Source organism: Pseudomonas graminis, from assembly GCF_900111735.1.
Lineage (GTDB): Bacteria > Pseudomonadota > Gammaproteobacteria > Pseudomonadales > Pseudomonadaceae > Aquipseudomonas > Aquipseudomonas graminis.
The window spans coordinates 48,447-72,729 of the sequence record NZ_FOHW01000005.1 but is presented as its reverse complement, the minus strand read 5'-3'; the positions used below and the strand labels follow the sequence as shown (position 1 = coordinate 72,729).

The 24,283-nt window shown below is 59.8% G+C and carries 22 protein-coding genes; 13 read left to right on the top strand and 9 right to left on the bottom strand.

Translation table 11 applies throughout. The annotated features are described in order from the left end of the window. The first annotated feature begins 61 nt into the window (after window positions 1–61). Window positions 62–928 carry a transcriptional regulator HexR gene (hexR, locus tag BMY98_RS05770; protein ID WP_065988147.1) on the top strand — a complete coding sequence of 289 codons (867 nt, stop codon included), beginning with the start codon at window positions 62–64 and terminating at the stop codon, window positions 926–928. A 109-nt stretch (window positions 929–1,037) separates the two neighbouring features. Continuing rightward, window positions 1,038–1,268: a PA3496 family putative envelope integrity protein gene (locus BMY98_RS05765; protein ID WP_074885980.1), complete on the top strand. Its 231-nt coding sequence runs from the start codon at window positions 1,038–1,040 to the stop codon at window positions 1,266–1,268. Here BMY98_RS05765 and BMY98_RS05760 read toward each other — a convergent pair. Continuing rightward, window positions 1,222–2,172 (bottom strand): LysR family transcriptional regulator, encoded by a 951-nt coding sequence (locus BMY98_RS05760; protein WP_074885977.1) that lies wholly within the window; start codon window positions 2,170–2,172, stop codon window positions 1,222–1,224. The genes BMY98_RS05765 and BMY98_RS05760 overlap by 47 nt on opposite strands. Before the next feature lie 195 nt (window positions 2,173–2,367). On the opposite strand from BMY98_RS05760, the gene BMY98_RS05755 reads away from it, so the two are divergent. Together BMY98_RS05755 and oadA are read left to right on the top strand one after the other, a co-directional pair. Then, entirely contained in the window at window positions 2,368–3,783 is a 1,416-nt protein-coding gene (locus tag BMY98_RS05755; protein ID WP_074885974.1) for an acetyl-CoA carboxylase biotin carboxylase subunit, read from the top strand. A 102-nt stretch (window positions 3,784–3,885) separates the two neighbouring features. Further along, the gene (gene oadA / locus BMY98_RS05750) at window positions 3,886–5,694 is read left to right on the top strand and encodes a sodium-extruding oxaloacetate decarboxylase subunit alpha (protein ID WP_074885972.1); all 1,809 of its coding nucleotides are present in this window, start codon (window positions 3,886–3,888) and stop codon (window positions 5,692–5,694) included. Between the two features lie 123 nt (window positions 5,695–5,817). Here the strand turns inward: oadA and BMY98_RS05745 are convergent, their stop codons facing one another. The 4 genes from BMY98_RS05745 to BMY98_RS05730 form a co-directional block, all read right to left on the bottom strand. After that, window positions 5,818–6,411, bottom strand: coding sequence for a hypothetical protein (locus BMY98_RS05745; RefSeq protein WP_083398727.1), 594 nt, complete (start codon window positions 6,409–6,411; stop codon window positions 5,818–5,820). Window positions 6,412–6,534: 123 nt separating this feature from the next. Next, window positions 6,535–7,203 carry a GNAT family N-acetyltransferase gene (locus BMY98_RS05740; RefSeq protein ID WP_074885966.1) on the bottom strand — a complete coding sequence of 223 codons (669 nt, stop codon included), beginning with the start codon at window positions 7,201–7,203 and terminating at the stop codon, window positions 6,535–6,537. Between the two features lie 17 nt (window positions 7,204–7,220). After that, window positions 7,221–7,667 (bottom strand): GNAT family N-acetyltransferase, encoded by a 447-nt coding sequence (locus BMY98_RS05735; RefSeq protein ID WP_074885964.1) that lies wholly within the window; start codon window positions 7,665–7,667, stop codon window positions 7,221–7,223. After that, on the bottom strand, window positions 7,660–8,301 hold the full coding sequence (locus tag BMY98_RS05730; RefSeq protein ID WP_074885961.1) for an FMN-binding negative transcriptional regulator: 642 nt from the start codon (window positions 8,299–8,301) through the stop codon (window positions 7,660–7,662). Before BMY98_RS05730 ends, BMY98_RS05735 begins: the two co-directional genes overlap by 8 nt. 89 nt (window positions 8,302–8,390) lie before the next feature. Between BMY98_RS05730 and pdxR the strand changes: the two genes are divergently transcribed. After that, window positions 8,391–9,938 (top strand): MocR-like pyridoxine biosynthesis transcription factor PdxR, encoded by a 1,548-nt coding sequence (gene pdxR / locus BMY98_RS05725; RefSeq protein ID WP_074885958.1) that lies wholly within the window; start codon window positions 8,391–8,393, stop codon window positions 9,936–9,938. A gap of 91 nt (window positions 9,939–10,029) precedes the next feature. Next, window positions 10,030–11,241 (top strand): YeeE/YedE family protein, encoded by a 1,212-nt coding sequence (locus tag BMY98_RS05720; RefSeq protein WP_074885955.1) that lies wholly within the window; start codon window positions 10,030–10,032, stop codon window positions 11,239–11,241. A 65-nt stretch (window positions 11,242–11,306) separates the two neighbouring features. Here BMY98_RS05720 and tkt read toward each other — a convergent pair whose 3' ends face one another. Continuing rightward, window positions 11,307–13,418 (bottom strand): transketolase, encoded by a 2,112-nt coding sequence (gene tkt, locus BMY98_RS05715; protein WP_074885952.1) that lies wholly within the window; start codon window positions 13,416–13,418, stop codon window positions 11,307–11,309. 278 nt (window positions 13,419–13,696) lie between these two features. Between tkt and BMY98_RS05710 the strand changes: the two genes are divergently transcribed. Further along, window positions 13,697–14,554 carry a bestrophin family protein gene (locus tag BMY98_RS05710; RefSeq protein WP_139214445.1) on the top strand — a complete coding sequence of 286 codons (858 nt, stop codon included), beginning with the start codon at window positions 13,697–13,699 and terminating at the stop codon, window positions 14,552–14,554. A 228-nt stretch (window positions 14,555–14,782) separates the two neighbouring features. Then, the gene (locus BMY98_RS05705) at window positions 14,783–15,958 is read left to right on the top strand and encodes a delta-60 repeat domain-containing protein (RefSeq protein WP_074885946.1); all 1,176 of its coding nucleotides are present in this window, start codon (window positions 14,783–14,785) and stop codon (window positions 15,956–15,958) included. A gap of 196 nt (window positions 15,959–16,154) precedes the next feature. Here the strand turns inward: BMY98_RS05705 and BMY98_RS05700 are convergent, their stop codons facing one another. The 3 genes from BMY98_RS05700 to BMY98_RS05690 all read right to left on the bottom strand — a co-directional run bounded on the left by BMY98_RS05700 (window position 16,155) and on the right by BMY98_RS05690 (window position 20,268). Next, window positions 16,155–17,159 carry an asparaginase gene (locus tag BMY98_RS05700; protein WP_074885942.1) on the bottom strand — a complete coding sequence of 335 codons (1,005 nt, stop codon included), beginning with the start codon at window positions 17,157–17,159 and terminating at the stop codon, window positions 16,155–16,157. A gap of 30 nt (window positions 17,160–17,189) precedes the next feature. Beyond that, a complete protein-coding gene (locus BMY98_RS05695; protein ID WP_074885939.1) occupies window positions 17,190–18,644 on the bottom strand; it encodes an alanine/glycine:cation symporter family protein in 1,455 nt (484 codons plus the stop codon). A gap of 199 nt (window positions 18,645–18,843) precedes the next feature. Beyond that, complete coding sequence (locus BMY98_RS05690) at window positions 18,844–20,268, bottom strand: aspartate ammonia-lyase (RefSeq protein ID WP_074885936.1); 1,425 nt, start codon at window positions 20,266–20,268, stop codon at window positions 18,844–18,846. A gap of 211 nt (window positions 20,269–20,479) precedes the next feature. Here BMY98_RS05690 and BMY98_RS05685 point away from each other — a divergent pair, with 211 nt between their 5' ends. The 5 genes from BMY98_RS05685 (at window position 20,480) to BMY98_RS05665 (ending at window position 24,273) form a co-directional block, all read left to right on the top strand. Next, complete coding sequence (locus BMY98_RS05685; RefSeq protein ID WP_074885933.1) at window positions 20,480–21,391, top strand: LysR substrate-binding domain-containing protein; 912 nt, start codon at window positions 20,480–20,482, stop codon at window positions 21,389–21,391. Window positions 21,392–21,602: 211 nt separating this feature from the next. Beyond that, window positions 21,603–22,094 (top strand): 5-(carboxyamino)imidazole ribonucleotide mutase, encoded by a 492-nt coding sequence (gene purE, locus BMY98_RS05680; protein WP_074885928.1) that lies wholly within the window; start codon window positions 21,603–21,605, stop codon window positions 22,092–22,094. A gap of 7 nt (window positions 22,095–22,101) precedes the next feature. After that, on the top strand, window positions 22,102–23,184 hold the full coding sequence (locus BMY98_RS05675) for a 5-(carboxyamino)imidazole ribonucleotide synthase (RefSeq protein WP_074885925.1): 1,083 nt from the start codon (window positions 22,102–22,104) through the stop codon (window positions 23,182–23,184). 227 nt (window positions 23,185–23,411) lie between these two features. Continuing rightward, the gene (locus BMY98_RS05670; protein WP_037016790.1) at window positions 23,412–23,657 is read left to right on the top strand and encodes a GlsB/YeaQ/YmgE family stress response membrane protein; all 246 of its coding nucleotides are present in this window, start codon (window positions 23,412–23,414) and stop codon (window positions 23,655–23,657) included. 79 nt (window positions 23,658–23,736) lie between these two features. Next, window positions 23,737–24,273, top strand: a complete 537-nt coding sequence (locus BMY98_RS05665) for a DUF3299 domain-containing protein (protein WP_074885922.1) — start codon at window positions 23,737–23,739, stop codon at window positions 24,271–24,273. Window positions 24,274–24,283 lie beyond the last annotated feature (10 nt).

Here is a 24,283-nt window from a genome sequence, read left to right as displayed (position 1 = left end):
TCATGTAGTATAACTACAAGAAAGCTACAGCCCGGCCCTTCCTTCACTTGAGTCCTGTCCTTTGAATCTGTTGCAGCACATCGCCCAGTCACGCCATCTCTTGCGCAAGTCGGAGCTGAAAGTAGCCGATCACGTGCTGCTCGATCCGGCGGCCGTGATGCACAGCTCCATGGCCGATCTGGCGCATGCGGTCGGTATCAGTGAGCCGACCATCGTGCGTTTCTGCCGCGCCATTGGCTGCACCGGTTTTCAGGATCTGAAACTCAAATTGGCGCAAAGCCTCGCCGCCGGCGCGAGCTTCGGGCAGTTTGCCATCCACGAAGACGATTCCGTCGCCGATTACAGCCTGAAGATTTTCGACACCACGCTGCACACGCTGATAGAAGTGCGCGAAAAGCTGGACCCCCATGCTTTGCAGGCGGCGGTGACGGTCATGGCGGCCGCGCATCGGGTTGAGTTCTACGGTTTCGGCGCCTCCGGTGCAGTCGCGGCTGACGCCCAGCACAAGTTCTTCCGACTGCTGCTGACGGCGGCGTCTTACTCTGATCCGCACATGCAGGCGATGTCGGCTGTAACGCTCAAGCCCACCGACGTCGCGGTGTGTATCTCGCAGTCAGGTCGCTCAAAGGACCTGCTGATCACCGCAAATCTGGTGCGCGAGAGCGGCGCCAACCTGATTACGCTGTGCCCGAGCCAGACGCCATTGGCCGAGTTGTCCACGGTCAACCTCGCCATCGACGTGCACGAGGACACCGAGATCTACACGCCGTTGACCTCACGCATCGCGCACCTGGTGGTCATTGATGTCCTGGCGATGGGCGTCGCGATGGCGCGCGGCCCGAGCCTGGTCAATCACCTGAAGAGCGTGAAGCGCAGCTTGCGCAGCTTGCGGTTGTCGCCGAAGTCGATCAAATCGTCCGAAGATTGAGCTGAACCTGCGCAGTGCTGAAACCTTCACCAACCTGTAACGCTTCCGACGTCTGATCGTCACCGCGCCCCGCCACTCTGTACTCCCGCACACGAATGGGAGACAGGATATGCCTCGGCACTACGATGACTCGCAGCAGCACAGCACCTCCAGCACCAAAACCCGCCGTCAGCAGGAAGACCAGCGCCGCATGGCGTTCCGGCGTGCAATCGAAAGCCATTCAGAAGAGCGCCGCCTGAACCAGGAACTCTCGAACTACCTGGATGGCGCCACCGCGCACTTCTGGCAGAGCGCTAGCGCTTCGGAAGGTGGCCATCAAAGCGCGCGACCAGCACGCTGATCTGTGTACGCTCCGTCCGGATGAATGACAGGAACGCGTGAGCCACCGGCGACAGACGTTTGTCCCGTGCCTGTACGACGCACCAGCTTCGGTACAGCGGCAATTCGGCCACTGGCAGCTCAATCAGCGTGCCAGTGGCAAGTTCCAGGCTCAGCGCATGACGCGTCAGCAGTGCGACGCCGAGCCCCGCCACCACGCATTCACGCTGCGCTTCAGCCGAGGACACCTCCAGCGTGTGCTCGAAGTGAACGCGCTTCTCCTTGAAATACTCCTCACACGCTTTGCGCGTCCCCGAGCCCTGTTCGCGGACCACCAGTGTTGCCGACTCCAGATCCTTCAACGTCGGATTGGGCAGCAGCGTCAACGGATGATCCGGCTGCGCGACGGCGACGATCGGGTTATTTAGAAAGGGCAAGAACTCCAGGCCCATGTCCTGCGGGACCATCGACATCACCACCAGGTCATCGCGGTTATCCGAGAGTCGCCGAATCACCTGCGCCCGGTTGACGACCGTCAGGTTGAGCATGACTTCCGGATATTTACGCTTGAAGGCCGCGAACAGGTGGGGGACGAAATACTTGGCACTGGATTCGATCGCCAGTTTGAGCTGCCCCTGCAGCGAGCCCTGCATGTCGGACAGCTGCATGTCGAGGTTCTCCAGCCGACCGAAGATGTCGCGACTGGCGAGCTGCAGCGCCTCGGCGGCTTCCGTGAGATAAAGCTTCTTGCCCACGTATTCGAATAAAGGCTGCCCGACCAGCTCTTCCAGCTGACGAATCTGCAGGCTGACGGCAGGCTGCGTCAGCGACATTTCTTCAGCCGCCCGACTGTAAGAGCGCAAGTCACAGACCTCATTGAAGATCCGCAATTGACGCAATGTCATTCGCATCAATGACTTACGCATTCTTATACCCCTGGTCGTCTAGCTGATACTGGCAACTATAAGGTTTTGCTTATGGTTCACCCAATATTTACTCATTTTTGTTAATTGCTGATTCGTCATAGGGTGCCCTCACCTGCGAGCAACATGCAGTTACGGAATGTCGCGCGGTATTGGCCAGCTATCTGGTCCGTCTGCTAATCGGTCGAGGAAATACCAGTGATAAAAAAAATCCTGATCGCCAACCGTGGGGAAATCGCTGTCCGAATCGTGCGCGCATGCGCAGAAATGGGCATCCGCTCGGTGGCGATCTATTCCGACGCGGACCGTCACGCGCTCCACGTGAAGCGTGCCGACGAGGCCTACGGTATTGGCTCGGAGCCCCTCGAAGGCTATTTGAACCCGCGCAAGCTGGTGAATCTTGCCGTTGAAACCGGCTGCGACGCGTTGCACCCCGGCTATGGGTTTTTGTCGGAAAACGCAGAGTTGGCTGATATCTGCGCAGAACGAGGTATCAAGTTCATCGGTCCGTCCGCTGAAGTGATCCGCCGCATGGGCGACAAGACCGAAGCTCGCCGCAGCATGATCAAGGCCGGCGTGCCGGTGACGCCCGGGACGGAAGGCAACGTGGCCGACATTGCCGAAGCACTGGTTGAAGGCGATCGCATCGGTTACCCCGTCATGCTCAAGGCCACTTCTGGCGGCGGCGGTCGCGGCATTCGTCGCTGCAACAGCCGGGAAGAGCTGGAGCAGGCCTTTCCTCGGGTCATTTCCGAGGCGACCAAGGCATTCGGCAAGGCCGAAGTCTTTCTCGAAAAGTGCATCGTCAATCCCAAGCACATCGAAGCGCAGATCCTCGGCGACAGCTTTGGCAATGTCGTGCACTTGTTTGAGCGCGATTGCTCGATCCAGCGCCGCAACCAGAAGCTCATCGAAATCGCCCCGAGTCCGCAACTGACCCCGGAGCAGCGCGCCTACATCGGCGACCTGTCCGTGCGTGCTGCCAAGGCCGTGGGCTACGAGAACGCCGGCACCGTGGAGTTCTTGCTGGCCGAGGGCGAGGTGTATTTCATGGAGATGAACACCCGCGTACAGGTCGAGCACACGATCACCGAGGAAATCACCGGGATCGACATCGTTCGCGAACAGATCCGCATTGCGTCGGGGCTGCCACTGTCGGTCAAGCAGGAAGACATCATCCATCGCGGTTTCGCGTTGCAGTTCCGCATCAACGCGGAAGACCCGAAAAACAACTTCCTGCCGAGCTTCGGCAAAATCACCCGTTATTACGCGCCCGGCGGTCCCGGCGTGCGCACCGATACGGCGATCTACACCGGCTACACCATTCCGCCGTATTACGACTCCATGTGCCTGAAGCTGATCGTCTGGGCGCTGACCTGGGAAGAGGCAATGGACCGCGGTCTGCGTGCGCTGGATGACATGCGTCTGCAGGGGGTAAAGACCACGGCCGCGTATTACCAGGAGATCCTGCGCAACCCGGAATTCCGCAGCGGTCAGTTCAATACCAGCTTCGTTGAGAGCCATCCCGAGCTGACCAATTACTCGATCAAGCGCAAACCCGAAGAGCTGGCCCTGGCCATCGCCGCCGCCATCGCCGCACACGCTGGCCTATGAACACGTTAGCTGCAAGCCACAAGCGGCAAGCTGTAAGCAAGAGCGCGATCGGCCTTTGCTTGAGGCTTGCAGCTTGGCGCTTGCAGCTCTGAGGAGATAAAAATGACCAAGAAGATCCATGTCACCGACACCATTTTGCGCGACGCCCACCAGTCTCTGCTGGCGACCCGCATGCGCACCGAGGACATGCTGCCGATCTGCGACAGGCTCGACAAAGTCGGCTATTGGTCGCTGGAAGTGTGGGGCGGTGCGACCTTCGACGCCTGCGTGCGCTTCCTGAAGGAAGATCCGTGGGAGCGCCTGCGCCAATTGCGCGCGGCGCTGCCCAACACGCGTCTGCAAATGCTGCTTCGCGGTCAGAACCTGCTGGGGTATCGCCACTACAGCGATGACGTGGTCAAAGCCTTCGTCGCCAAGGCGGCGGATAACGGTATCGACGTGTTCCGCATCTTCGATGCCATGAACGACGTGCGCAACCTGCGCGTAGCGGTCGAAGCGGTAAAGGCTTCCGGTAAACATGCCCAAGGCACGATTGCGTATACCACCAGCCCGGCGCACACCATTGGCGCGTTTGTCGCGCAGGCCAAAGAGATGGAAGCGATGGGCTGCGATTCTGTTGCGATCAAGGACATGGCCGGCCTGCTGACCCCTTATGCCACGGGCGAGCTGGTCAAGGCGCTGAAAGCCGAGCAATCGCTGCCGGTGTTCATTCACTCCCACGACACTGCGGGCCTGGCTGCGATGTGCCAGCTGAAGGCTATCGAAAATGGTGCCGACCATATCGATACCGCGATCTCCAGCTTTGCCTGGGGCACCAGCCACCCGGGTACCGAGTCGATGGTTGCGGCACTTAAAGGCAGTGAATTCGACACCGGCCTGGACCTGGAACTGCTGCAGGAAATCGGCCTGTATTTCTACGCCGTGCGTAAGAAGTATCACCAGTTCGAAAGCGAATTCACGGCGGTCGATACCCGCGTGCAGGTTAACCAAGTGCCGGGCGGCATGATCTCCAACCTCGCCAACCAGCTCAAAGAGCAGGGCGCGTTGAACCGCATGGGCGAAGTGCTGGCCGAGATTCCGCGGGTGCGCAAAGACTTGGGCTATCCGCCGTTGGTGACCCCGACTTCCCAGATCGTCGGCACCCAGGCATTTTTCAACGTGCTGGCCGGCGAGCGTTACAAAACCATCACCAACGAAGTGAAGCTCTACCTGGCTGGCGGTTACGGCAAAGCGCCGGGGCAGGTGGACGAGACACTGCGCCGTCAGGCCATCGGCAATGAAGAGCTGATCGATGTGCGTCCGGCCGACCTGCTGAAGCCTGAAATGACCAAGCTGCGCGGCGAAATCGGCGCGTTGGCCACCACCGAAGAGGACGTGCTCACGTACGCGATGTTCCCGGACATCGGCCGCAAGTTTCTCGAAGAGCGTGCGGCGGGCACTCTGGCGCCAGAGCCTCTGCTGCCGATTCCAGAGCCGGGCGCAGTGGCGAAAGCAGGCGGCGAAGGCGTCCCGACCGAATTCGTGATCGATGTTCACGGCGAAAGCTACCGCGTCGATATCACCGGCGTAGGCGTCAAGGCCGAGGGCAAGCGCCACTTCTATCTGTCCATCGACGGCATGCCGGAAGAAGTGGTGTTCGAGCCGCTTAACGAGTTCGTCGGCAGCGGCATCGGCAAGCGTGCGCAGGCCAGCAAGCCGGGCCATGTCAGCACTTCGATGCCGGGCAATATCGTCGACGTGCTGGTGAAGGAGAGCGATGCCGTCCGCGCCGGTCAGGCAGTGCTGATCACCGAAGCGATGAAGATGGAGACTGAAGTCCAGGCTGCAATCGCTGGCAAGGTTGTGGCCATCCATGTCGCGAAAGGCGATCGCGTAAACCCGGGCGAGATATTGGTCGAAATCGAGGGCTGACACAGCTGCGGCACAGTTAACGGCCTGCCGCGCACAGACGCGGCAGGCTTGACGGTTACCTCTGGGGGAGCTCTCGTGGCTCCTCTTTTTTTTGTCCTGAACCCAGGTTGGGTGAATGGGCGCTCAGCGATTCTTGTAGTGCTTCTGGAAGACATGCAGGACGTCTTTGAACGACGCTTTACCCGTGCCGACAAGCACCATTTTATCTTCCTGCAAATAGCTGAATTTCACGTAAAGCACATTGCCTTTGGCCTTCTGCGCAGCATCCACGCCGTTGATGGCTTTTTTGAGGCTGGCCAACTGATCGGGAGCCGCAAGAATTCCCGACCAGTCGGGTGCTGGAATCAGCCCACCCAGGAAACCAGCGACACTGCTCAGCAACTCATTGGCAGGAAATACCCCTGCGAATCGCTCGTTCGGTTTGTAAGTGGTGATGCCCATGTAGAGATGCGGAAGGCTTTTGATCTGCGATTCAATGCCGCGCAGTTGATGGTCAAGCAAGAACTCGGTGACCTGGACCGCTGTGCCGACGATCACCAGAGACTGCACGCCGACGCCTGTTTCGCTGAACAGATAATGATTGTTGGATCCGGCCACTGCCTTTTTTAGCGAACCACGATCAATGATCACGCTGCCATATTTGCCGTTGTGTAGAATGGGAGCGGGCACCCGCCACGGGTTTTCGGGGGCTGCTTTTGCTGGAGTCAGATTTTGCATGTGAGTCATTCCTTGAATGAGATAGGGCGTCCACTTCCTGTGGACGTCCTTCAGGCTAGCCCGGGATTTTCCAGCCGTGATGATCTCGCGGCTTTTTCAGATAATTCCTACTCAACCGTGCGATTAGTTGCGTATCTCCTCCAGCGTTCTGATTTGCTGACCGTCCTCGAAGTTATCCACAGCCAGCCAGGCTTCGAACGCTTGCTGTACAGCCGGCCATTCGCTGTCGATGATCGAGTACCAGGCGGTGTCGCGGTTCTGCCCCTTGCACACCGAATGCTGGCGAAATATGCCTTCGAAGTTGAACCCGAAGCGTTCGGCCGCACGCTTGGAGCGGGCGTTGTTGGCGTTGCATTTCCATTCCAGACGGCGATTGCCCAGCGCAAAGGATTCCTTGGCCAGCAGGTAAACCGCCTCGGTCGCTTTGGGGGTGCGTTGCATCGAGGCGCCGAAGGTGACATGACCAATCTCGATGCGGCCCGCGCTCGGGAAAATGGACATCAAGCCCAGAAAGCCGTCGATGGCGCCGGTCTGTTGGTCGATGACGGTGTAGAACCACGGGTCGGTCGAGCCTTCCAGCCCTGCGAGATAGTCATCGAATGCGCCGCGCTCGGGGAAGGGACCCACGAACAGATAATCCCACAATTTGGGGTCAGCGGCAGGACCTTCCAGCGCCTCCCACAACCCATCTCCATGGCGTGCGGCGTCGAGTTTTTCCAGACGAATGAAGCGTCCTTGCAGCGTGCGCGTGTCCGGCAGCCTGGCCGGTTGCCAGTGGGTGAGGTCCGACATATCGAGAGTTCCTGGTCTTACAGCGGTTTGCGGAATTGAATAAAGCCCGGGCGCTCAGCGATGCGCTCGTACAGCTGAATGGCCGTGGCGTTGGTCTCGTGGGTGAGCCAATGGACTTTGTCGGCGCCGTCCTGCTTGGCGGTCGCGTAGACGTATTCGATCAGCTGGCGGCCAACGCCCGTGCCGCGCTGTTCCGGCACCACCAGCAAGTCCTGCAGGTAGCAGGCGTTGCTGATGCTCCAGTTGGAGCGGTGATAAATGAAATGCACCATGCCCACTGCTCTGCCGTCCTGCCAGGCGAGGGCGGCGTTGGTGGACTCGTTGGTGTCCAGAAACCGCTGCCAGGTGCTCTGTGTGACCGCATCGGCGAGCGTGGTTTTGTAGAAGGTCAGATAGGCGTGCCACAACGGCAGCCAGGCATCGTGATCTTCAGCAGTGACGGGGCGGATGTGGAGGTCAGACACGCGGTGCTCCCTGGCTCATCAATTGAGCGATTTTCCGATCGGATGGGTCTTGGCTGAGTGCCAGGCCCTGGCTGACGCCGGCAATGTCTTCGGCGCTGCGGTTCTGGTTGAGCTTGCGCTTGCCTTCAAGCCGCTCGATGGGAATCGCAAAACCGACGATGCCGTTGAGCATTTTTTCGATGTAATCAGCGGGCGCGTCGCTGACAGCCCAAGGCTCGGCGCGGCTGGCTTCGTGCTTGTTGGTCAGGCCGGTGACAACCTGCAGCAGCCGCTCGGGGTCAGTGAACACATCAGCACGGCCATACACGTGCACCGCCAGATAATTCCACGTGGGCACCACTTTGCCGTGCTCAGCCTTGGCGGCATAAAAAGACGGGCTGATGTAGGCGTCCGCACCCTGGAAAATCAGCAGTGCTTCGGCGCCCGTCTTGAGGGCTTTCCACTGCGGATTGGCTTTGGCCAGATGCCCATACAGCGTCCCTTGCGGACCTTGAGTGGGTTCGAGCAGCAAGGGGATATGACTCGCTTGCAAACCGCTCTCGTCAAAAGTGACCAGGGTCGCCAGGCGGGTGGCTTCTATCTGCCCGTGCAGGCTGGCGAGGTCTTCGTCTTTGAAATAGCTGGGCGTGTACATGAGATTTTCCTTGGCGGCTGAGCCAATCCTAGGCAGCCTAATGGTCCGTTGTAAGAGCCATTAATGATCAATCTCATAGGGCCAATCCGATGCGCGTACCCATGCCAGCACTGACCTTCGATTTCGCCGGCATCGAGCTGAACCGCCGCCATGGTCTTAGCCGCCAGCTCTATCAGACGCTGCGCGAGCGCATCCTCGACGGCCGCGTGTCTGGAGGCACGCGCTTGCCGGCAAGCCGGGATCTGGCGTCGTCCCTCGGCATCTCCCGCAACAGTGTAGTGCGCGCCTATGACCAGCTCTACGCCGAAGGCTTCACTGAAAGCCGTGTAGGCGACGGCACTTATGTCGCACTGTTGAAGGAGAAACCACGGGCGGCAAAAAAACTATCCACACACCTGTCCACAGGGTTATCACCAGGCTTATCAACAGGTTTATCCACAAAACCTCCGAAAGTTGCGGTAGAACTGTCGAACAATGTTATCCACAGCAGTGCGATTCAGACACTGGAGCAGCATCATCTGTGGCCGACTAAAAGCGGCTTGCCGAAGGCGTTTCGAACAGGTGTTCCGGCATTCGATCTGTTCCCTTTCGACACGTGGGGCAAGCTGCACGCGGCTTTCTGGCGTAAACCGGGCCTGCAACATCTGGGCTACGGCGACCCGGCCGGCGAACGGCGACTGCGAGAGCTGATCGCAGCTTATTTGAGGACGTCCCGCGATCTGCGCTGTACGCCTGAGCAAATTGTGATCACCAATGGCGCGCAGCAGGCAATCACCCTTTGTGCACAGCTGCTGCTTGAGCGGGGCGATGTGGTGGCGATCGAAAATCCGGGGTATCGCGCCGCCGGTCATGCCTTCGGGGTGGCTGGCGCCAGGTTGCAGGGGATGGCGGTTGACGCGGAGGGCATGCGCAGTCCGGCGCGCGATGACTCAGGCTGCAAGTTGGCCTACGTGACGCCCTCCCATCAATACCCGCTGGGCGTGACGATGAGCCTGGCGCGGCGGCTGGAACTGCTCGCATGGGCCGAGCGCAATCATGGCTGGATCGTCGAAGACGACTACGACGGCGAATACCGATACAGCGGCGCACCGCTGGCGCCGTTGGCAGCGCTGGATCGGAGCGGTCGCGTGCTGTACGTCGGGACATTCGGCAAGGTGGCATTTCCGGCGCTGCGTCTGGGTTATCTGGTGTTGCCGCGCAACCTGGTAGAACCATTCAGCCGGCGCCGGGCCGTGGACATGCGTCATTCCGAGGTGGGTACACAAATGGTCATGGCCGAGTTCATCGCAGCGGGCCACTTTCAACGGCACATTCGCCGCATGCGCCGGGCTGCCTTGAGTCGACGCGATGCATTGCTGGCTGGCTGGCCCGAGGCGCTTGAGGGTTGCAGTCCGATGATCAAGCCGCTTGCAGGGCTGCATGTCGCCGTCGCGGTGGACACGTTAGCGCGTGAAACGGAACTGGTGACCAAAGCGGAAAGTGTCGGCGTCGAGGTCGCGCCGTTGAGTGAGTACTGGCTGCCGGAGTCAGAGACGCCGGTGGATGATCGGGCGGGCCTGGTACTGGGGTTTGCAGCGGTTCCCGAGGCCGATATCGCCTCTGCGCTGACGCGCTTGCGAGGTGCATGGCGGGTTTGATTGTGATCAAACCGATGGGGGCGTTGGCGCGTCATCCAGCAGGCACCGGCGTATACTCGCGCCCATCGCAATCCTTCTCCGAGATACGCCCATGAGTCTTCCTCTCTCTGTGGCGCCGCAGCGCAAGCTCGGCGCGCCGCTGATCGCCTTCCTCTTGTTGGTGGTCGGCGCTCTGTTTCTCCAATCGGCCGTAGGCGGCCGGCAAGTGCTGTTGCTGATCGTGGGCGCTGCGCTGGGCCTCACGCTGTATCACGCCGCTTTCGGTTTCACCTCGGCCTGGCGGGTATTCATCAACGAGCGACGCGGTGCCGGTTTGCGCGCGCAGATGGTGATGCTGGCCGTCGCGGTGGTGCTGTTCTTCCCCGCGCTGGGTGCCGGTACCCTGTTCGGCACGCCGGTCACCGGCCTCGTGGCCCCGGCCGGTGTGTCCGTAGTCTTCGGCGCCTTCATCTTCGGCATCGGCATGCAAATGGGTGGCGGCTGTGCGTCCGGCACGCTGTTCACCGTTGGCGGCGGCAACGCGCGGATGCTCGTCACTTTACTGTTCTTCATCATTGGCTCGCTGATCGCCACCCATCACGTCGATTGGTGGTTCTCGCTGCCGTCGTTTCCCGCCACTTCCATCGTTAAAACCTTCGGTGTGATTCCGGCGCTGCTGATGAGCCTGGCCCTGTTCGCAGTCATTGCCCTTGTCACCGTGAAGCTGGAAAAGCGCCGACACGGGGATCTGGAAGCGGCCGTCACCAGCGAACACGTTGGCCTGCGCCGTTTCCTCCGCGGTCCCTGGCCGCTGGTGTGGGGTGCCGTAGGGTTGGCATTGCTTAACTACGCCACCTTGGCATTGGCGGGTCGCCCTTGGGGCATCACATCGGCCTTCGCACTGTGGGGTGCGAAAGTCGCCGGTGGTCTGGGTGTGGATGTGGGCAGCTGGCCGTTCTGGCAGATGCCGGCGAACGCCAAGGCTCTGGCCGCGCCGGTGTGGGAAGACATCACCACCGTCATGGACATCGGCATTATGTTGGGTGCGGCAGTGGCGGCGGGCCTTGCAGGACGGTTCGCCCCGAGCCTGAAAATTCCGACACGCTCGCTAATCGCTGCAGTGATCGGTGGGCTGTTGCTGGGTTATGGTTCGCGCCTGGCGTACGGCTGCAACATCGGCGCGTACTTCAGCGGCATCGCCTCAGGCAGCTTGCACGGCTGGCTTTGGCTGGTGGCTGCCTTTGCGGGCAACGCCGTGGGCGTGCGCATTCGGCCGTTATTCTTTGAGGGTGAGCGTCGGCCCGCTGTGTTGACCGGATGCTGATCGAGTGATCTAAAGGAAGGAGGGCGCTTGCCCGCGATTTCCGGGCAAGCGCTCTTACGCAGGGTTTAACCGGCGATCTGCTCTTTCGCCAGCTTGGCGATGTTTTCCGCCGTAAATCCGTACTTGGCTTGCAGCTTGTCGATGGGGGCCGACGCGCCGAAGGTATTCATCACGATCTTCGCGCCGGTCTGACCGACATACCGATCCCAGCCTACCGGCCCCGCCTGCTCCACCACCACCCGTGCTTTAACGTCCGGCGGCAACACGCCGTCGCGATAGGCCTTGTCCTGGTCCTCGAACAATTCCCAGCTCGGCATCGACACCACTCGCGCCGCAATGCCTTGGGCTTTGAGCGTCTCGAACGCCTCGACGGTCATGCCGACCTCGCTGCCGGTGGCGATCAGGATGACGTCCACTTTGCCTTCCACCGCATCCGCCAGCACATAGGCGCCTTTGGTCAGGCCCTCGGCGCTGGCGTATTTCGAGCGATCAAGGGTCGGCAGCGGCTGACGCGACAGCACCAGGCACGACGGCCGGCTGGTTTGCGCCAGCGCGATTTTCCAGGCTTGGGCCGTTTCGTTGGCATCGCCCGGCCGAATCGTCAGCACGCCCGGGGTCGCCCGCAGCTGAGTTAATTGCTCGATGGGTTGGTGCGTCGGGCCGTCTTCGCCGACGCCGATCGAGTCGTGAGTGAACACGAACACTACCGGCAACTCCATGATTGACGCCAGACGAATCGGCGGCTTCATGTAATCGCTGAACACCAGAAACGTCGAGGTGTATGGACGGATGTAGGACAGTGCCAGGCCGTTCGCAATCGAGCCCATGGCGTGTTCGCGCACGCCGAAGTGTAGGTTTCGACCGCCGTAATTGCCCGATTCGAAGCTGCCCGCACCCTCAAATGTGAGGTTGGTTTTGGTCGACGGCGAAAGGTCGGCCGAGCCGCCAATGAGCCACGGGATCTGCTCGGCGAAGGCGTTCAGCACCTTGCCACCAGAAGCGCGCGAGGCAATGCCTTTGGCGTCCGCCTCAAAATTTATCTGCTTGTCTTGCCAGCCGTCGGGCATTTCACCGGCACGCATGCGCTTGAGCTGATCGGCGAGTTCCGGCTGGTCCTTTTCAAACTGGTTAAAGGTCGCAAGCCAAGCGTCGTAATCGCTGCCGCTACGCTCCAGAAGTGCATCACGCAGGTAATTGCGGGCATCTTCCGGCACCAGGAAGCTGCTGTTCTCATCCCAGCCGTAGGCCTTTTTAGTCAGCTTGATTTCGTCATCGCCCAGCGGTTCGCCGTGGGCGGCAGAGGTGTTGTGTTTGTTGGGCGAACCGAAGCCAATGATGCTGTCGACCACGATCAGGGTCGGTGCATCGCTGGTGTGCTGAAAGGTCTGGAGCGCCTTAGCCAGCGCGTTGGCGTCATTGGCGTCTTTGACGTGCAGGGTTTTCCAGCCGTAGCCCTCGAAACGCTTCTGCACATCGTCGCTGTAAGCCAGCTCGGTATGACCTTCGATGCTGATGGTGTTGTTGTCGTAGATCCAGCACAGGTTCGACAGCTTGAGGTGCCCGGCGATCGACGCCGCCTCGGCGGTCACGCCTTCCATCATGTCGCCATCGCCACACAGCACGTAAACGCTGTAATCGAACAGCGTAGCGCCGGGCTTGTTGAAGTGCTCGCCCAGCCAGCGCTCGCCCATCGCCATGCCGACGCTGTTGGCGCAGCCTTGACCCAGCGGACCGGTGGTGGTCTCCACGCCGGTGGTCATGCGGTATTCAGGGTGGCCCGGGGTTTTGGAGTCCATCTGGCGAAATTGCTTGATGTCCTCAAGGCTCACCGCGGGTTTGCCCGATGGTTTGCCATGCTCGTCGATCTCGACCACACCCGCCAGGTGCAGCAGTGAGTAAAGCAGCATCGAAGCGTGACCGACCGATAGCACGAAGCGGTCGCGGTTTGGCCAGTCAGGGTGTTGCGGGTGATAGCGCAGGAAATCTTTCCACAGCGTATAGCCGACAGGTGCCAGCGCCATCGGCGTGCCGGGGTGGCCGGAATTGGCTTTCTGCACGGCATCCATGGCCAGGGTGCGGATGGTATTGATGGTCAGTTGGTCGCGGTCGGTGTGCGGCGTAAAAGCGCGCGCGGCGCCGGAGCGTTCGGTGGAGGGAGTATTGGCAGACGAGCTCATTAACGTTCTCCTCGTGACGGGTAGCTGAAACATCCAGATAGGTGTTGAGCCCCGGAAGGCGCTGATCGTTCCATGAACAATCGGTCAGCCGGCTCGGGGGAGAAGCGATTCAGCTTTCCTTGGGTATTTGGTTACATATAGCCTGTGGACGTAACGAACGAACTTTCTCAGACGTATTCGAAGCCTTGGGTCGAGCCTTTGCCGACTGATTCAACGTATTGCGCCGGAGGTGGCTTTTGCAGGAATTTATCGTCAAGAAGTATCGGACCTCGATCCGGATGTTTACCTACATCGGCTGGTCCTTGTTCTGGCTGCTGATATGGGACGTTGTCGTCACCGTCGACTTCATGCTGTTCCTCGATCGCAAGATCACCCTGCCATCGATGCCCCTGACCCTGTTGGGCTCTGCGCTGGTGGTACTGACCAGTTTCCGCAACACCAGCGCCTACAACCGCTGGTGGGAAGCGCGTACCTTATGGGGCGCACTGGTCAATAACTCTCGCAGCTTCGCCCGGCAGGTGCTGACGTTCATCGATGACGAAGACGGCCTGAACCCGGTCAAGGCCACGCTGTTGCGCCGGCATGTGGCCTATGTCGAATGCCTGTCGGCTCATTTGAAGGGCAGCGATTGCGGCGAGCAGGTCACCGCGATGATTTCCCGGGAAGAGTATGAGCGCCGCACGCGCACCAATAACTTCCCCAATGCGATTCTCAATGAGTCTGCCGCGATCATCACTCAGGAATACAAAGCCGGCCGTCTGGACAGCATTCGCCTTGAACGGCTCGAAGCGACACTCGTGGAAATCTCTAACAACCAGGGCGGAATGGAGCGCATCGCCAACACGCCGTTGCCCTATCCATACGTCACGTTCCCGCGCCTGTTCATCACGCTGTTCTGCATCATCGTGCCGATCGGTCTTGTTGACACGCTGGGATGGTTCACGCCGCTGGCGTCCACCGTGGTCGGCTTCATGCTGCTGGCAATCGAGAAAATCGGCACAGACCTGCAAAGCCCCTTCAAAGTCTCCGAGCACGAGATCCAGATGAAAGCGCTGTGCGAAAACATCTCCGGCAATCTGAACTCGATGCTGCAGGATGCGATGGATAAGCGGCCGGCTGAGGTTGCTTATTCGTAGCAGACCTAAGCTTGTTCCCGGCAATTCGACCTCCGCGAGGTCGAATTGACCGCCCTTTATAGCGGGCGTCGGTGTGAATTGCCTAATCGCTGGCTCATTCCATTATGTCTCCGTAGGGCACGGTTTATCGCGAAAGGAACTGAGCACTGTCATTACTGACAGTTATGCCGTGTGCCCCGAAGTCTTATTGTTATCTCTCGGTATTCGATAGTCATTGAGGGATGAGTGATGAGCAACGAACGGAAGCCAGGGGATCAAGATCCGGATTTTGGAGAGAACGGCGTTATTTCAGTGGGTCTTAATCAAAGCACCGGCGGTCATATCAAGCGTTTAAGCGACGGATATCTGATCATTGGTACCTATGTTGCTGGAGCGACAGCCCGTTCGCTTGCACAGCCCGCCACTAGCGTCATTACTCATGCAACTCCCAAGGGTTTGAATTATCGCGCTGGCGAGAAAGTCGGCGTGGTTACGGTAAGGCTCGATGCGAATGGCAAATTGGTTGAGTCCTATGGCACCGGTGGGTATGCGTTTCTGGAACTCTTCGAGCATCGCGTACGCGTGACTGGCTCGTTGGTGGTACCCAATGAAGGTGTTTTACTTACATTGGGCCTGTACGACCTCGCCGGGGGCGAGTCCGATTCTCTTATTGTCATTAAGGTAGGAGATAACGGAGAAATGGATACCAGCTTCGGTATTAACGGTATTCATCGTCCGGCGCTTACCTATCCGAATAGCATCGCGGGGGGTATGGCCCTTCAAGAAAATGGCAAGATTCTAATCACTGCTGAAACGATTAAAACATACGGCGATTTTGACAGCGCAGTGATGCGAATCGACAAAGATGGTGTTACCGACCTGTCGTTTGGTGACGGCGGATTCGTATATTCAACCGCTAAGGTACAAGAAAGTTATTCAAGGATTAGGCTCGACAGCCAACAACGGATCTACGTTACTGGCAACCTTGGGGACAAGATGGCGATTTCCCGGTTTTTCGATAACGGCAGTGTCGATAAAAGTTTTGCAGAAGGGGGCAAGTTTACGTATGGCGATGGCAGCGCCGGTGGGTTTGTGGCAAACCTTGCGATTCGAGGCGATGGAATATTTGTGGTGGGCGCTTTAGGGGTAATCGGAAAGCAAACCGCAGTGTATACAAAGCTAAGTCTGGATGGTAAGCCGGATCAGAGTTTCAACGGCGGTGAGCCGTTAAGTATCCCATTGGGAGAGGGTAATATCGGTAGCTACGTCATACCGCTGGAATCGGGGCTGTCTATTGGCATCGGGACAACCTTCGGTGATACGAGTGCGCTTACTCTGAGCCGGATTAACCCTGACGGGACGCTGGATACAACTTTTGGTGAGCAGGGATCAGTACTGACCAAGGTTCCAGGGTACCTTTGCTGAAGAGATAAAGGATGACGAAGGAGCAGAGAGTAAGCTGCTCATAGGAGGATGGGTGGTTAACCCAAGGCCGGGTGAGAACACCAGTTTCTGGATTTCCCGGTACCTTACTTAAGTTCATGCAGCTGCATGCCTTACTTCGTAGGTTCCGTTTTCGCGAAGTAGGGCCCCGTTTGAAGCTACTGATTTCAGAGTAGCTTTAACGCAACTCGCCGCAAACATCCAGCTCAACCAGCCGTCGTACTTCCTCCCCCTCCAGACCAGCCCCCAGCAGTGCATGCAGCTTGCCGAATGCGGCTTCGCGGGTCATGCCTCCGCCGGACAGCACGCCGGCATCGCGCAGACGACTGCCAGCCTCATATACGTCCAGTTCGACGCCGCCTTCGTGGCATTGGGTAATCGCCACGACCACGACGCCTTGCTGATACGCACGCTGCAGGCTGGCAAGGAATCCTGCGTTATCGCTGGGGCCAGTGCCGCTGCCGAAGCATTCCAGCACAAGACCTTGAATGCCGCTGTCGATCAAACCGTCGAGCTGTGCAGCGCCAATGCCGGGAAACAGGGGCAGCACGGCGACATTCGCCAGTTTCTTAGGCTGGCGGTAATCCAGCGCCGTCGGCAACGCCGATACAGCCTCACCACCCCGGGCGCGATTAAGCGCCGCGAAAGGGTTACGGCCGAAGCTGCGAACCTTCGCGCACCGTGTCGGCTCAAGCAGCTCGCCATGGAAGTACAAATGCACCCCCGAGGCGAGCCCTTGACCCAAGGCCTGCAAGGCGCCGTTGACGTTTTCCCAGGCATCGCTGTCGGGAACACCGGCTGGCAACATGGAACCGGTGAACACAACCGGGGCATTCAGGCCCAACAGTTGAAAGCTCATGGCCGCTGCGCTGTAGGCCAAGGTGTCGGTGCCGTGCAGGATCAGCACGGCATCGCAACCTTGCGCTTCAATTGCATCGACCACCGCCTCTCGCAAGCGCTGCCAGTAGGCAGGGGTCATGTTGGCGCTGTCGATCAGGGGAGACATTTCGCGGAACGACCACTGCGGCACCACCATTTCGGGCAGTGCGGCCAGTTGCTCAGCCATGCGTGCTTCAAAGCCGGAAGCGGGTGCCAGCCCGTTTTCGCTGGCCTGCATGCCGATGGTTCCACCGGTGTACAGCACCATTACCTGGCGGGCTGATGCGTGGTTTTCGCGAGTCATGCCTGTCTCCCTGGATTGACGTTCAAGTGATTAACGCGCGTCCGCGACGGGTTTGCTGCTGATCGCTTCCGTGTGCGCCGAAGGGTGAGCGGCATCAGGCTTTGGCCAGGCTTTCAGGTCCAGGTCCAGATCGGGGAACTGGCTGGAGTCGAAAACCGGCGTCTTGATTCCGGCTTTACGCTGGTCATCGTAGTCTTTCAGCACCCGCAGCGCGATTTTGAACAGCATCGCCAGCGCAATCAGGTTGACGAAGGCCAGCAGCGTCATGGTGATGTCTGCGAAGGCGAACACCGTGCCCAGATCCTCGACTGCGCCCCACAGAATCAGCGCAAGGACCAACACGCGATAGAAGAAGATCGCCTTGCGGTTCTCACCCAGCAGGAAGCGCAGGCTGTTTTCGCCCAAGTAGTAGTTGTAGAGAATTGATGTGAACACGAACAGCGCCAGCGCCACGCTGATGAACAGCCTGCCCCAGTCACCGACGACGGCGGCGAGGGAGTTCTGCGTCAGGGCAATGCCATCGCCTTCGAAGCCCGGGGTATAAAAACCGGAGAGCAGAATAAGCAACGCGGTGCAGGTGCAGATGACGAAGGTGTCGAGGAACACGCTGAACGCTTGAACCACACCCTGTGCAACCGGGTGCTCGACCTGAGCGACCGCTGCCACGTTGGGTGCGCTGCCCAGGCCGGCTTCGTTGGCGAAGACCCCACGTTTGACGCCCATGACAATGGCGCTGCCGATCAGGCCACCGAACACTTCATCCATGCCGAACGCGCTTTTGACGATGGTCATCAGCATGTGCGGAACGTGTTCGAACTGCACGCCAATGACGTACAGCGTGACGGCGATGTAGACCAGCGTCTTGATCGGCACCAGCAGGTCGGCGACCTTGGCGATTCGCTTGATCCCGCCGACGAACACCAGGCCCAGCAAAATCGCCAGACCGACGCCAGCGTAGCCTGGCGAGACCTTGAACGCGTCGTTGAGCGAGTGAGTCACGGCGTGGGATTGCAGGCCGTTGAAGGCGAAACCGAAGGTCACCAGCAACAACACCGCCATGATCATGCCCAGCCAGCGTTTGCCCAGACCGTGCTGAATGTAATACGACGGACCGCCGCGGTATTGGCCTTCGGCGTCGCAGCGTTTGTACAGCTGGCCGAGGGAGCATTCGAAAAAGCTGCTCGCCATGCCGACAAGGGCTGTAACCCACATCCAGAACACCGCGCCTGGCCCGCCCAGGGTGACGGCGATGCCGACGCCTGCGATGTTACCGGCGCCGACGCGGCCGGCAAGGCTCAGCATCAGGGCCTGAAATGAACTCAACTGGCCCGCGCTGCTGCGCAGACTGTCGCGAAACACCGCGAACATGTGAAAGAAGTGACGGAACTGAACGAAACGCGAGCGAATCGTGAAATATCCACCGAGCCCTACAATGAGCACGATCAGTACTTTTCCCGAGAGGAAGTCGTTGATGACTTCAAGCATTGGTGTTTCCTCGCTTTCTTAGAGGGTGCGCACTATACCGGCGCGCGTTATTGGAGTCTTTATCCGGTTTGTTTCAAGCCCGAATGGCGCTGGGCAAAAAAAAGGGCCTGGAAGCGTATGCTCCCGGCCCTCAAAAGGGTGAGGGGTGTCTAGACCCTCAGCCTGGTGATCGTGTTGCAAGTGCTGCAGAGCCGGACGATCAAGCCTTCAAGGGCACGAGTCGCGGCGCAATCATGTTCTCGGGGCGCAGGATATCCGCCAGCATGACGTCATCGAGCAGGCCCTCTTCACGGACCAACTCCAGCACGCCACGGCCTGTTTCCAGTGCAACGCGAGCGATACGGGTGGCGTTCTCGTAACCGATGTAAGGGTTCAGCGCAGTGACGAGGCCGATCGAGTGCTCGACCAGCTCGCGGCAGCGCGCTTCGTTGGCGGTGATGCCGACGATGCAGTGCTCGCGCAGCATGTCCATGGCGCGCTGAAGCAGGCGAATCGAGTCGAAGATCTTGTAGGCGATCAACGGTTCCATCACGTTCAGCTGCAATTGGCCGCCTTCGGCAGCAATGGTCAGCGCCAGGTCGTTGCCCATGATCTCAAAGGCGCACATGTTCACCGCCTCCGGAATCACCGGATTGACCTTGCCCGGCATGATCGAGCTGCCTGGTTGACGGGCAGGGAGGTTGATTTCGTTGATGCCGGTGCGCGGGCCGCTGGAGAGCAGGCGCAGGTCGTTGCAGATCTTCGACAGCTTGACCGCGGTGCGCTTGAGCATGCCGGAGAACAGCACGAAAGCACCCATGTCGGAAGTCGCTTCGATCAGGTCCGCAGCCGGCACCAGCGGCTGGCCGCTGATGGTCGCCAGACGCTGAACGGCCAGGTGCTGATAACCAGGGTCGGCGTTGATGCCGGTACCAATGGCGGTGCCGCCCAGATTGACTTCAGTCAGCAGCTCAGGCGCAAGGCTGCGCAGGCGGTTGAGGTCTTCAGTCAAGGTGGTGGCAAAGGCGCGGAATTCCTGACCCAGGGTCATTGGCACCGCGTCTTGCAGTTGGGTACGGCCCATTTTCAACACGTGGTTGAACTCGTGACCTTTGGCCGCGAACGCCTGAATCAGGCTGTCGAGGCTGGCGAGCAGTGCGTCGTGTCCCAACAGCAAACCCAGGCGAATAGCCGTCGGGTAGGCGTCGTTGGTGGACTGCGCCATGTTCACGTCATTGTTCGGGTGCAGGTATTTGTATTCGCCCTTCGCATGGCCCATCGCTTCGAGCGCGATGTTGGCGATGACTTCGTTGGCGTTCATGTTGGTGGAGGTGCCGGCACCGCCCTGAATCATGTCGACGACGAACTGATCATGGAAATCACCGCGGATCAGTCGTGCGCAGGCTTCGCTGATGCCCGCATGCTTCTCGGGGCTCAGATGGCCCAGCTGATGGTTTGCATCCGCCGCCGCTTGCTTGACCATCGCCAGCGCTACGACCAGCTTCGGGTAGTGCGAAAGCGGAACGCCGGAGAGGCGGAAGTTGTGCACTGCGCGCAGGGTCTGGATGCCGTAATACGCTTCAGCGGGTACTTCGAGAACGCCAAGCAAGTCTTTTTCGATGCGAAATGATGCAGCGGAGGACATGATAGAGAAAGTCTCAAGATGGGCACGGACTAAGCCGGAACGCCCTTGATACTAGGCCTGTGGGCTATTGCGGACCAATGCTGTAAAACGCTGCCCTATGCACAATCGGCATAATGCCGCAGGGACGCGGGGATTGTTACGGGCGTGTGAATCAGTGTATGAGGCTCTCGTCCGCACCCGCGAATGCGCAATTTCTAAGGCTGGAGAAACGATGAACCTGGAAAGCAAATGGCTGGAAGATTTCAGTGCGCTGGCCGCGACCCGCAGTTTTTCCCAGGCAGCGGAGCGTCGGTTCGTCACGCAACCGGCTTTCAGTCGGCGCATTCGCAGCCTTGAAGCTGCGCTTGGGCTGACGCTGGTCAATCGCTCGCGCACGCCGATCGAGCTGACGGCGGCGGGGCAATTATTTCTCGTTACCGCGCGCACTGTGGTCGACCAGCTCGGCGAAGTGCTGCGTCATTTGCACCATCTGGAAAGCGGGCAGGGCGAGGTCATGCAGATCGCGGCCGCGCACTCGCTGGCATTGAGTTTCTTCCCTCGCTGGATCGCGCAACTGCGCAACGAAGGGCTGAACATCGCCACGCGCCTGGTGGCCACCAACGTTGGCGACGCGGTGCACGCGCTGCGTGAAGGCGGCTGCGATCTGATGCTGGCGTTTTACGACCCCGATGCCGCGCTGCAGATGGACGCCGAGATCTTCCCGTCGCTGCACCTGGGCGTGACCGAAATGCTGCCAGTCTGCTCGACGGACGAAGAGGGACGGCCGCTGTTCGATCTGGAAGGGGAGCAGAGCGTGCCGTTGCTGGCCTACAGCGCGGGTGCGTTTCTGGGTCGCTCGGTGAACCTATTGTTGCGCCAGCGCAGCGTGCGTTTCACGACGATTTACGAAACGGCGATGGCCGACAGCCTCAAAGGCATGGCGTTGCAAGGGCTGGGGATCGCATGGGTGCCGCGGCTGAGCGTGACGGCGGAGCTTGAACGGGGAGAGTTGGTGATCTGCGGAGGGCCCCAATGGCATGTTCCGCTGGAGATCCGGCTGTACCGCTGCGCGTTGGTTCGCAAGGCCAATGTCCGGCTGCTGTGGCGCAAGCTGGAAGCCGGCGGCACCTCGCCGGCGGCCTGACCTTGGAGTCAGTAAATCCGGGCTTCCACGGGCCGGTTTGGCGGGCTGACGGGAGGTCGCCGGCAGCCTGTCAAACGAGAATCTTTGCGGTATACTCCGCGGCCTTCGGCCGGTTCGACTGGTCATAATTTGTACGACAAGCCACGCCGGTCCTCCCGCGTGGCTTGTTGTTTTTAGTCGCGCCTGCGGGCGCCCGATGAGAGGCACGACGATGAGCGCACTGGTTGGCGTGATCATGGGCTCCAAGTCCGATTGGTCCACCCTTAGCCACACCGCCGACATGCTTGAAAAGCTCGGCATTCCGTACGAAGTCAAAGTGGTTTCGGCGCACCGCACGCCCGATCTGCTGTTCAAGTACGCCGAAGAAGCCGAAGGCCGTGGTATCGAGGTGATCATCGCCGGCGCCGGTGGCGCTGCTCATCTGCCGGGCATGTGCGCTGCCAAAACTCATCTGCCCGTTCTGGGTGTCCCGGTTCAGTCTTCCATGCTGTCGGGCGTTGATTCATTGCTCTCCATCGTGCAGATGCCTGCCGGCATTCCGGTCGCGACCCTGGCCATTGGCAAGGCGGGCGCGATCAACGCTGCGCTGTTGTCGGCCAGTATCCTGGGCGCCAAGCACCCACACTTCCACGCAGTGCTGAAGAAATTCCGCGCTGAGCAGACAGACAGCGTTCTGGACAATCCAGACCCACGCGAGGCCTGAGGTTTTCATGAAGATCGGCGTAATCGGTGGCGGCCAGTTGGGTCGCATGTTGGCACTGGCGGGCACCCCGCTGGGGATGAACTTCGCCTTCCTTGACCCTGCACCGGACGCCTGCGCCGCTGCCCTTGGCGAGCACCTGCTCGCCGATTATGGCGATCAGGAGCACCTGCGCCAGTTGGCCAATGATGTCGATCTGGTCACCTTCGAATTCGAAAGCGTGCCCGCTGAAACCGTCGCCTTCCTGTCGCAGTTCGTGCCGGTTTACCCGAGTGCAGAAGCGCTGCGCATCGCCCGCGATCGCTGGTTTGAAAAAAGCATGTTCAAGGACCTCGGCATACCGACGCCGGCGTTCGCTGATATCCAGTCCCAGGTCGATCTGGACGCTGCGGTAGCCAGCATTGGTCTGCCGGCTGTGCTGAAAACCCGCACGCTGGGTTACGACGGCAAGGGTCAGAAAGTCCTGCGCACACCGGAAGACGTGATCGACACCTTCGCCGAACTGGGCAACGTGCCTTGCCTGCTGGAAGGCTTCGTGCCGTTCACCGGCGAAGTCTCGCTGATCGCCGTGCGCGCCCGTGACGGTGAAACCCGCTTCTATCCGCTGGTTCACAACACCCATGACAGCGGCATCCTGCGCCTGTCCATCGCCAGCACCGATCACCCGCTGCAGGCGCTGGCTGAGGATTACGCCGGGCGGGTGCTCAAGCAGCTGGATTATGTAGGCGTGCTGGCCTTTGAATTCTTCGAAGTTGATGGCGGCCTTAAAGCCAACGAAATTGCCCCGCGCGTCCACAACTCGGGCCACTGGACCACCGAAGGCGCCGAGTGCAGCCAGTTCGAGAACCATCTGCGCGCCGTTGCCGGGCTGCCGTTGGGTTCGACGGCCAAGGTCGGAGAAAGCGCGATGCTCAACTTCATCGGTGAAGTGCCGGCAGTGGATCAGGTCATCGCTGTCGAAGATTGCCATCTGCATCACTACGGCAAAGCCTTTAAGGCCGGGCGCAAGGTCGGCCACGCCACGGTGCGCAGCAAAGACCGCGCAACGCTGGATCGTCAGGTGAAGCAGGTCGAGGCACTGATCAGAAACTGATCACTGCGCTGGCCAGTCTTGATCGCCTCTGTTGGCGTGAGATTGCTCGCGATAGCATTTGTCCGCGACATCCTTGCTGTCTGACCCACCGCCATCGCGGGCAAGCGCGCTCCTACAAAGACCGGCGTACTTTCCTGTTGAACCATTCGCCGGGCCACCCCTCTCATAGCGTGTTGCCAAGAGCCAGCTAGGCTTTTGGCATATTCATTCAAACAGAGGGACATGGCATGGGAATCATCGGAACCATCTTCATCGGCTTGATCGTAGGTCTGCTGGCGCGCTTTCTGAAGCCAGGCGACGACAGCATGGGCTGGATCATGACCATCCTGCTCGGCATCTGCGGCTCGCTGGCTGCCACTTATGGTGGTCAGGCGCTGGGTATCTACCGCGCAGGCGAGGGTGCAGGTTTCCTCGGTGCGCTCGTCGGCGCGATCATCCTGCTGGTGATCTACGGCATGATTAAAAAGCGTTAAGCACGCCTGGCCCTCTGCGCTATTGCAGCGCAGAGGGCTAGAATGCCCGGCATTCAACTCCTCTCGCCGAGCATCTCCAATGCGTCATCTCCTCTTCGTTTCACTGCTGCTGGTCTGCGGACTGGTACGCGCCACTGAATTACCCGAAACCGACTGGCTTGAACTGATGCCGAAGTCGGATCAGAAAGCCCTCGAAGCCATGCCCGAAATCGACCACAACTCGCCGGAAGGCCAGGGCACGTTCGACAGCAAGGGCGGTTTGAAGCAGAGCAAGGGCTTGCCTGCCGTCATGTACTCCACCAAAACCGTCGCGTCGATGAACGACAAAACCATCCGCCTGGGTGGCTATCCGGTGCCGCTTGAGACTGACGCGAAGGGTCGCAGCACGCTGTTCTTCCTCGTCCCGTACCCGGGCGCCTGCATCCACGTGCCGCCGCCGCCGCCGAATCAGCTGGTGTTGGTGCGTTATCCGAAAGGCCTGAAGATTTCCGACATTTACACACCGTTGTGGGTCATCGGCACGTTGAAGGTGGAGAAGGTCAACAATGATCTCGCCGACGCCGCCTATGCGCTGGACGCATCGAAAGTGCGTGTGGTGGTTGAGGCGGATTTGTAGGACTGGTCTT

What these genes read in the sequence shown, in the direction of transcription:
- BMY98_RS05710 (WP_139214445.1), top strand. Translation starts at nt 13,697, where the DNA reads ATGTTTACCTACATCGGCTGGTCCTTGTTCTGGCTGCTGATATGGGAC.
- BMY98_RS05685 (WP_074885933.1), top strand. Translation starts at nt 20,480, where the DNA reads ATGAACCTGGAAAGCAAATGGCTGGAAGATTTCAGTGCGCTGGCCGCG.
- tkt (WP_074885952.1), bottom strand. Translation starts at nt 13,418, where the DNA reads ATGAGCTCGTCTGCCAATACTCCCTCCACCGAACGCTCCGGCGCCGCG.
- BMY98_RS05695 (WP_074885939.1), bottom strand. Translation starts at nt 18,644, where the DNA reads ATGCTTGAAGTCATCAACGACTTCCTCTCGGGAAAAGTACTGATCGTG.
- BMY98_RS05670 (WP_037016790.1), top strand. Translation starts at nt 23,412, where the DNA reads ATGGGAATCATCGGAACCATCTTCATCGGCTTGATCGTAGGTCTGCTG.
- oadA (WP_074885972.1), top strand. Translation starts at nt 3,886, where the DNA reads ATGACCAAGAAGATCCATGTCACCGACACCATTTTGCGCGACGCCCAC.
- pdxR (WP_074885958.1), top strand. Translation starts at nt 8,391, where the DNA reads ATGCGCGTACCCATGCCAGCACTGACCTTCGATTTCGCCGGCATCGAG.
- BMY98_RS05765 (WP_074885980.1), top strand. Translation starts at nt 1,038, where the DNA reads ATGCCTCGGCACTACGATGACTCGCAGCAGCACAGCACCTCCAGCACC.
- BMY98_RS05690 (WP_074885936.1), bottom strand. Translation starts at nt 20,268, where the DNA reads ATGTCCTCCGCTGCATCATTTCGCATCGAAAAAGACTTGCTTGGCGTT.
- BMY98_RS05730 (WP_074885961.1), bottom strand. Translation starts at nt 8,301, where the DNA reads ATGTACACGCCCAGCTATTTCAAAGACGAAGACCTCGCCAGCCTGCAC.
- BMY98_RS05745 (WP_083398727.1), bottom strand. Translation starts at nt 6,411, where the DNA reads ATGCAAAATCTGACTCCAGCAAAAGCAGCCCCCGAAAACCCGTGGCGG.
- BMY98_RS05705 (WP_074885946.1), top strand. Translation starts at nt 14,783, where the DNA reads ATGAGCAACGAACGGAAGCCAGGGGATCAAGATCCGGATTTTGGAGAG.
- purE (WP_074885928.1), top strand. Translation starts at nt 21,603, where the DNA reads ATGAGCGCACTGGTTGGCGTGATCATGGGCTCCAAGTCCGATTGGTCC.
- BMY98_RS05760 (WP_074885977.1), bottom strand. Translation starts at nt 2,172, where the DNA reads ATGCGTAAGTCATTGATGCGAATGACATTGCGTCAATTGCGGATCTTC.
- BMY98_RS05740 (WP_074885966.1), bottom strand. Translation starts at nt 7,203, where the DNA reads ATGTCGGACCTCACCCACTGGCAACCGGCCAGGCTGCCGGACACGCGC.
- BMY98_RS05665 (WP_074885922.1), top strand. Translation starts at nt 23,737, where the DNA reads ATGCGTCATCTCCTCTTCGTTTCACTGCTGCTGGTCTGCGGACTGGTA.
- BMY98_RS05700 (WP_074885942.1), bottom strand. Translation starts at nt 17,159, where the DNA reads ATGACTCGCGAAAACCACGCATCAGCCCGCCAGGTAATGGTGCTGTAC.
- BMY98_RS05675 (WP_074885925.1), top strand. Translation starts at nt 22,102, where the DNA reads ATGAAGATCGGCGTAATCGGTGGCGGCCAGTTGGGTCGCATGTTGGCA.
- BMY98_RS05720 (WP_074885955.1), top strand. Translation starts at nt 10,030, where the DNA reads ATGAGTCTTCCTCTCTCTGTGGCGCCGCAGCGCAAGCTCGGCGCGCCG.